This window comes from Nostoc sp. WHI (genome assembly GCF_015714725.1).
Classification (GTDB): Bacteria; Cyanobacteriota; Cyanobacteriia; order Cyanobacteriales; family Nostocaceae; genus Nostoc.
This window is the reverse complement of sequence record NZ_WBKM01000139.1, coordinates 1-7015: the sequence shown is the minus strand read 5'-3', so window position 1 is coordinate 7015 and position 7015 is coordinate 1. Positions and strand designations below refer to the sequence as shown.

The window sequence follows — 7015 nt, the reverse complement described above, 5'->3', positions numbered from 1 at the left end:
ACGTGCATTTCAAAAATCAAATACTAGTCCTATATAAGAGAGTTTATTAATAACCGTAATTATCACTAGAACTGGATTTTCTATTTTTTCTAAATATGAATTTTCCGCACATCTTTAGTTATTACAGTAATAATACAGTAGCAACTATTATATTTTTAGCATAATTTTGTACTGAATTATAATATTAGGCTTTTTTGTTTTGCCTCAATAAAAGAGGTTCTATTTATAGATTGAATTTAACCATAGAAGCTTATGTACAAGCATTTGCTTTTTATTTAGTGCTGTGTTCGTCAAGTCATCGCTTTAGAGTTAACAGTTACGAGTTGGCAAGTTTTATTGACCAACAATAATCATAATGTAACTGCTAGAAAAAACTTCTAAATCCAAACTAATATTGCTGAGGAATTGCAAATGCTAAATCAAAATATTGTTTTTATCAATACTACTCTTGTACCCAACACAGCACCAACACTGGACGACACGGGTAATCCTACACTAGCCGCCATTACCCAAGACGTAACCGCCGCCGACAACCCCGGCACTCTAGTTTCTGCCATCATTGCCACAGGTGCAGGTGGCGACCCCATAACTGATGTAGACACAGGTGCAGTGGAAGGCATCGCCGTTATTGGTGTAAATAATACTAATGGCAAATGGCAATACTCTACAGATGGCGGTAATAATTGGATTGATTTCGGTGTATCCGCCACTTCTGCGACATTGCTTAAAGATACAGAAAAAGTCCGTTTTGTCCCCAACGCTGGCTACAATGGCACGGCTGAAATAACCTTCCGCGCTTGGGATACCTCAGACGACAACGCTAGTGGCACTACTAACGTAGTTATCGGTGTTGGTGGTGGCACTACAGCTTACAGTACTGCTGAGGAAACTGCTAGGATTGCGATCGCACCTGTTGTCGGATTAAGACCCTATTCCATCGTTGTCGGTGACTTTGACAAAGATGGTAATACGGATCTGGTAACAGCGAATAAGTCCTCCAGCACCGTTTCAGTATTATTGGGAAATGGTGATAGCACTTTTAAGCCTGCCACTAACTTCAGCGTAGTCGGGTTCAATGGGTTAAGTCCCCACTCTGTTGCTGTAGCCGACTTCAATAAAGACGGCAAATCTGACTTAGTAACGGCAAACAATGTCTCAAATAACATTTCGGTGCTGTTTGGAAAGGGTAATGGCAGCTTTGACCCTGCTGTCAATTTTGCTTTGCAGTCAGCGTCAGCTCCCGCCCCCATATCCATCGCAGTGGGCGACTTCAATAGAGATGGAAAATCTGACATAGTAACGGCAAACAATGGCTCGCAAAATGTTTCAGTGCTGTTGGGAAATGGCACTGGCGGATTTGGAAGTGCTACTAACTTTAAAGTTCCCAGCCGTCCTACTTCCGTCACTGTGGGCGACTTCAACGGGGATGGAAAATCTGACTTAGCAGTAACGAGTTCTTTCTTCAACAGCGTCTCAATTTTGTTGGGAAATGGGAATGGTACTTTTAACTCAGCCACCGAATTTGTTGTGGGGACAAATCCTAATTCTGTCGTCGTAGACGACTTTAATAAAGACGGTAAATTGGATTTGGCGGTGGCGAATTCGGACTCTAACAATGTCTCGGTGCTGTTGGGCAATGGCGTTGGTAGCTTTGGCACGGCTACTAATTTTAATGTGGGGACAAAACCCGTATCCGTCACAGTGATTGACTTCGACAAAGACGGAAAATCTGACCTAGCAGTGGCGAATGCAGATTCCGACACGGTTTCAGTGCTGCTCGGAGATGGCACTGGTAACTTTGGAATTGCCACGAACTTTGATGTGGGGACAAAACCCTATTCTGTCACCGTAGGCGACTTCAACAACGATGGAAAATCTGACTTGGCGGTGGCAAACAGTGAATCTAAAAACGTTTCGGTGCTACTTAATAATCCCGATGATCCCGTTCCTCCCGTTCCCCCTCAGCCGATACTCATCAACGAAATTCTCTTCAGTACCTCAGCTAATAACGAGTACATCGAACTGCGTGGTACTCCCGATGCTATTTTAGCACCTGGAACTTATTTAGTTGGTGTTGAGGGTGATTCTGGCACGCCCAGTATTGGTGATATTCAGAATATCTTTGATTTGTCTGGTAAAAAGTTTGGCAGCAACGGGTTTCTGGTTCTGTTGCAAAAGGGTAATAGCAGCTATTTAACCAAGCCTGGTGCAACTGTACTAACTAATGATGGAAATGGAGCCGGATGGGGGAACGGAACTTCGGGTTCAAATTCCAGTTCAATCGGTCACAGTGGTGATACTGGTACAACAAACAACATAGAAAATGGGTCTGTTAGCTTTTTCCTAATTCAAAGTACTACTGCACCTAAGCTTACCAATGATATTGACTTGGATAACGATGGGACTGCTGATGGTGTCTATTCCAGTTGGACTGTGCTGGATTCAGTTTCCGTTTTAGATGGGGGAGCCACAGACACAGCCTATGGCTCGATTGTTTTTAGAAAAAGTTCTAGTGGTTTAGTTCCAACTACTGCTACAGTTGTTGACACCTCATTTATACCTGGATATGTGGGGCGTTCAAGTGACACCACAGGTTCAACAGCCTCGGATTGGGTAGCAAGTCTAATCACTGGCACAGCACCAAATTTGACATTAGGTACTGTTACTAACACATCACCGAAAAACTTTGCCGAGCAACCATTGAATCACATTGGCGATACTAACTTTACTCCTCCGGCTAATCTCAATTACGCCATTTCAACCACTACCCCAACTGTGACGGAAGGTAATAGTGGTAGCAAACCTGTCACTTTCACCGTGACTCGCAGTGGTAATACTGCCGTTGCAACTACCGTATATTATGCTTTGGATGGCACCGCAACTTCTGGGACTGATTACAACACCATTAAAGTTGCAGGTGTAACAGGTACTCCATCTGGGACTTTAAAATTCGCTGTTGGGGAAACAACAAAGACTATTTCACTCAATGTTGTGGGTGAGAAGGTGACTGAAGTTAACGAAATCATTAATCTTAACCTGAGTTACCCCAACCAAACAGGTGCGATCGCTCCAGCTACAGTTACCATAATTGATGATGATAACGCACCTACTATTTCCATCATAGATAAAAACGGCAATGAAAGCAGCGCCAATTTTGTTTTTAGCGTCAAACTCTCCAACGCTAGCAGCCAAGCAATCACAGTCAATTACGCTACTAGCAATGATACTGCGATCGCTGGCATCGATTACACCGCAGTCACCGGCAGCCTGACTTTCAACCCTGGAGTTATCACTCAAACAATCACTATACCCATTCTCAACGATTTTGTTGCTGAATCAAGCGATCGCTTTTTTGTCAATCTCAGCAATCCCACTAATGCCAGCATTGCTGATAACCAAGCTATTGGTACTATTACAGACAACGACATAGCGGGTTTCACGATCTCTCCGGCGACTGGACTAATAACTACCGAAGCTGGTGGCACGGCTAATTTCAATATCAAACTCACTAGCCAACCCACTGCCAATGTTACCTTAAATTTGAGTAGTTCCAAGGTCGGTGAAGGTACTGTTTCTGTTCCTAACGTTACATTTACCGCAGCTAACTGGAATACGCCTCAAATAATCACGGTTACAGGTGTTAATGATGGCATTGCAGATGACAATATTGCTTACCAAATCATTACTGGCTCAGTAGTTAGTAGTGATCCCAAATATAACAATTTCAACCCTGCCAGTATTGCCGATATTGATGTCGTCAATATTAAAAACGAGAATCTAGTGAATAGCATTATCACAGGTACAGCCAAGGCTGATAACTTGCAGAGAACTAGCTCAGACGAGCTTATTTTTGGCTTTGCTGGTAATGACATCATTGTTGGCGGGGGAGGAAATGATCAGATTTACGGCGGTTTAGGTGCCGATAATCTGACAGGAGGTTTAGGTAGTGATATCTTTGTGCTTGCCAAAGGTGAAGGTAGAGATATTATCAAAGACTTCAATATTAGTGAAGATTTGATTGCCTTATCAGTTGGTTTGACGTACTCAGGTTTATCTATTACTCAGAGCGTCAACGATACCTTAATTAAAGATGGTTCCATCCAAATTGCTCTGTTAACTGGAATTCAGGCATCAACTTTAAACGCTAGCAATTTCATCACTTACTAGTGGTTCATCGGATTAATTTTGTGAGTTAAATGGGTTTGTAGTGTTGCCTAGCGTTTCGTAGAGAGGACTTTAGTCCTCAAATATTTAAGCACTAAAGTTCTTACTACAAACCTATGAAAACTTTTGCAATAGAACATTAGTGCAAGTCCAGTACAATGTAAATAGTTCAATCATACCCTGTTTATCTTAGATAAACAGGGTATATCAACCAGGGTAAGCGCATCTCAAACCCTATTGACACGGACGTTTTGGGGTTCACCCCAAAACACAAGTAAGTTCAAAATTACTACACTGAGCCAAAGGGTGGGATTGACATTTTCATCTTTACGTGGTTAAAAAACATAAAAAGCTATTTGAACCATGTTTTTTCAATCATTTACACCTGAGTTCGGGTTAAGCCAGAAGCTAAAAACCTTATTCTGTCAGGATTAAATAAAACTGGAAGTGATCAAAGCAGGGATTAAAGTGGAATCATTTTGTCAATAATGTTCACAAATGAAACTATTCTCAACAATATATCTTATTGAGAATATATGAAAACAGAGTTTTAAACCGAACAACGATAAGTCAAGGCTTTTTAGGATTTATTATCCCAAACTAAGGTCTAATAGTAGCCGACAATCCCAAAACTTTACTAATACCTACCGCAAAATCTCCATTTGAATCTACGTTGTCTCCAAAGTAACTATCATTAACACCAATAAATAGATATTCTGCATTTGCAGGAACTTGAACTAAAATGCCGTTGTATCCCCCATTAACTTGATTTTGTCCAAAAGAAATCAAAAATATTTTATTATCAATACACTGTATGCATCCATTAGGCAGCAGTGTATCGATAGCACCCGGTATTCTATCAGTATTAATACCACTAAAGCCGTTATTATTAGGTAACAATATATTATTTGTACTGAAAGTAGCATACAGTCCACCATAGTATTCATTATTAGGATCTGAATATGGTGAAAGATATCCAAAACGCTCTATTGAAATTGTATCTCCTGGAATAATGCCCAATTTACGTAAATTTATAGCTTCGCCATCAACAGGATTAGCCTGTCCGTGAATGAAAGCTTGTCGAGGGTCAATTTTGATACTAAAAGTAGGAGTGTACCTTTCTTGAGCTACAGCTACATCAGTTTTTGATGCTGTAAAACTTAATAAAATTAAGCTTAACGAAAACACTATCAAAAGGAATTTACTTTTGATTGTTTTAATGCTTTCAATGAAAATCTTTTCGGTAGCCATAGTTCCTATGTGTGTATAGTTAATCAATTATACAGCTATTATACAGCTAAATGACTAATTAAAAAATATTTCTCAAATTGTTCATTCTCGCCATAGAAGTGTTAATAATTTTATGGTTAATCTCCTTGCAGGTTTAATTGCTTATACTTTTCAAGAGAAAAAACCCTCTTTAAAGCTAGATAAAAATCAAGCCGAAAACTTATCTGCTTTGTTAGTTTAATTACTCCTTTTATTAAAGTAAATTATTTAACTTAAATTTTCCAAAATAGCAATTTTTGGATTAGCTTATTTTGACTATTAATTGTCAATAAGAATTGCTAATTGATAGAACATTGATTATGACTCATTTTTAAGTGTTTCTGTTATATCGAACTCAGGTATTTACGACAATTCGTCCTATTTTGAATGAAAAATTGATATTCGGATAGAGTTTCAAGCTTTTTGTCACATAATATTTAATGGGTCTACATCAATTGTCAAGCTAACAGATTGAGGACACATATCTCGCACTTGTTCCCAATCTGGCAATTGTGGCAATGCATCGGGTGCAAATTTAATCAATATCTGCCAGCGATAACGATTAGCTACACGTAAAATACTCGCTGGTGCTGGGCCTAATATCTCGAATTCTTCTTCTGTACTCAAGGCTGTGGCGATAATTTGCGCTGTATTCTGCACTTGAATAGGGTCAAGACTACTTAAGCGCAATAAAATTAATCGCCCGTATGGGGGATAATTGAGTGCTTGGCGTTGTTCTAATTCAGCTTGAGAGAAAGACTGATAATCATGCGATCGCACCGCTTCAATTACCTGATGCTCTAAGGTATAAGTCTGCACAATTACCCTACCTGGATCATCGCCTCTACCAGCACGCCCAGCTACCTGAGTTAAGGTTTGAAATGCCCGTTCACTGGCGCGATAGTCTGATAAATGCAGCAATCCATCCGCAGCAACAACGCCCACAAGTGTCACTTGGGGTAAATCTAAACCTTTGGTGAGCATTTGCGTACCTACTAATAAATCTGCTTCACCGTTGGCAAACTGGGTAAGTAGGGTACGATGTGAGCCTTTGTTGCGAGTGGTATCGCTGTCAAAGCGAATCAAACGCAACTCTGGGAACTGTCGCGCTAGTTCTTGCGTGACTCGTTGAGTACCGCTACCGAAGAATTTTAGGTAAGGGGAACTACAATCAGGGCAGAATTTGGGGTGCGATCGCGTATAATTACAGTAATGACAACGCAATAATTCCGGCGCTTTTTCTTCGGTGTGGTGATACGCCAGCGACACGTCACAGTACGGACATTCCAATACATATCCACAACTCCGGCAAGATACAAAGGTACTGTGTCCTCGGCGATGGATAAATAAGATTCCCTGTTGTTTTCTTTCTTGCAGCTGTTGCAAAGCTTCTTGCAGCGTTCTACTAAATATAGAACGATTTCCCTGCTGCAACTCTTGCCGCATATCGACTATTTCCACCGGCGGTAAAGGGCGCGAGTGGATACGTTCGGGCAAACTTAAGTAATGAGTGCTGAGTAGAGAGTGCTGAGTAGAGAGTGCTGAGTGCTGAGTTACGAATTCTCCCCCTGCTCCCCTGCTC

Annotated in this window: 3 protein-coding genes and 1 pseudogene; 2 read left to right on the top strand and 2 right to left on the bottom strand. The window is 40.8% G+C overall.

Annotated features, from left to right (window positions below; genetic code table 11):
• The first annotated feature begins 411 nt into the window (after positions 1–411).
• Positions 412–4167 (top strand): beta strand repeat-containing protein, encoded by a 3756-nt coding sequence (locus tag F8S12_RS14020; RefSeq protein WP_196516875.1) that lies wholly within the window; start codon positions 412–414, stop codon positions 4165–4167.
• A 597-nt stretch (positions 4168–4764) separates the two neighbouring features.
• Here the strand turns inward: F8S12_RS14020 and F8S12_RS14015 are convergent.
• Entirely contained in the window at positions 4765–5415 is a 651-nt protein-coding gene (locus F8S12_RS14015; protein WP_196516874.1) for a hypothetical protein, read from the bottom strand.
• A gap of 58 nt (positions 5416–5473) precedes the next feature.
• Here F8S12_RS14015 and F8S12_RS40585 point away from each other — a divergent pair.
• Positions 5474–5635 (top strand): annotated as a pseudogene (locus tag F8S12_RS40585) (IS982 family transposase); the annotation flags it as partial.
• 224 nt (positions 5636–5859) lie between these two features.
• On the opposite strand, the gene priA reads toward F8S12_RS40585, so the two are convergent.
• Positions 5860–7015, bottom strand: a 1156-nt coding sequence (priA, locus tag F8S12_RS14010) for a replication restart helicase PriA (protein WP_230968007.1), incomplete at its 5' end; no start/stop codon positions are given.

Bases quoted from the DNA above. Each gene is read 5' to 3' on its own strand.
- F8S12_RS14015 (WP_196516874.1), bottom strand. From the start codon at position 5,415: ATGGCTACCGAAAAGATTTTCATTGAAAGCATTAAAACAATCAAAAGT.
- F8S12_RS14020 (WP_196516875.1), top strand. From the start codon at position 412: ATGCTAAATCAAAATATTGTTTTTATCAATACTACTCTTGTACCCAAC.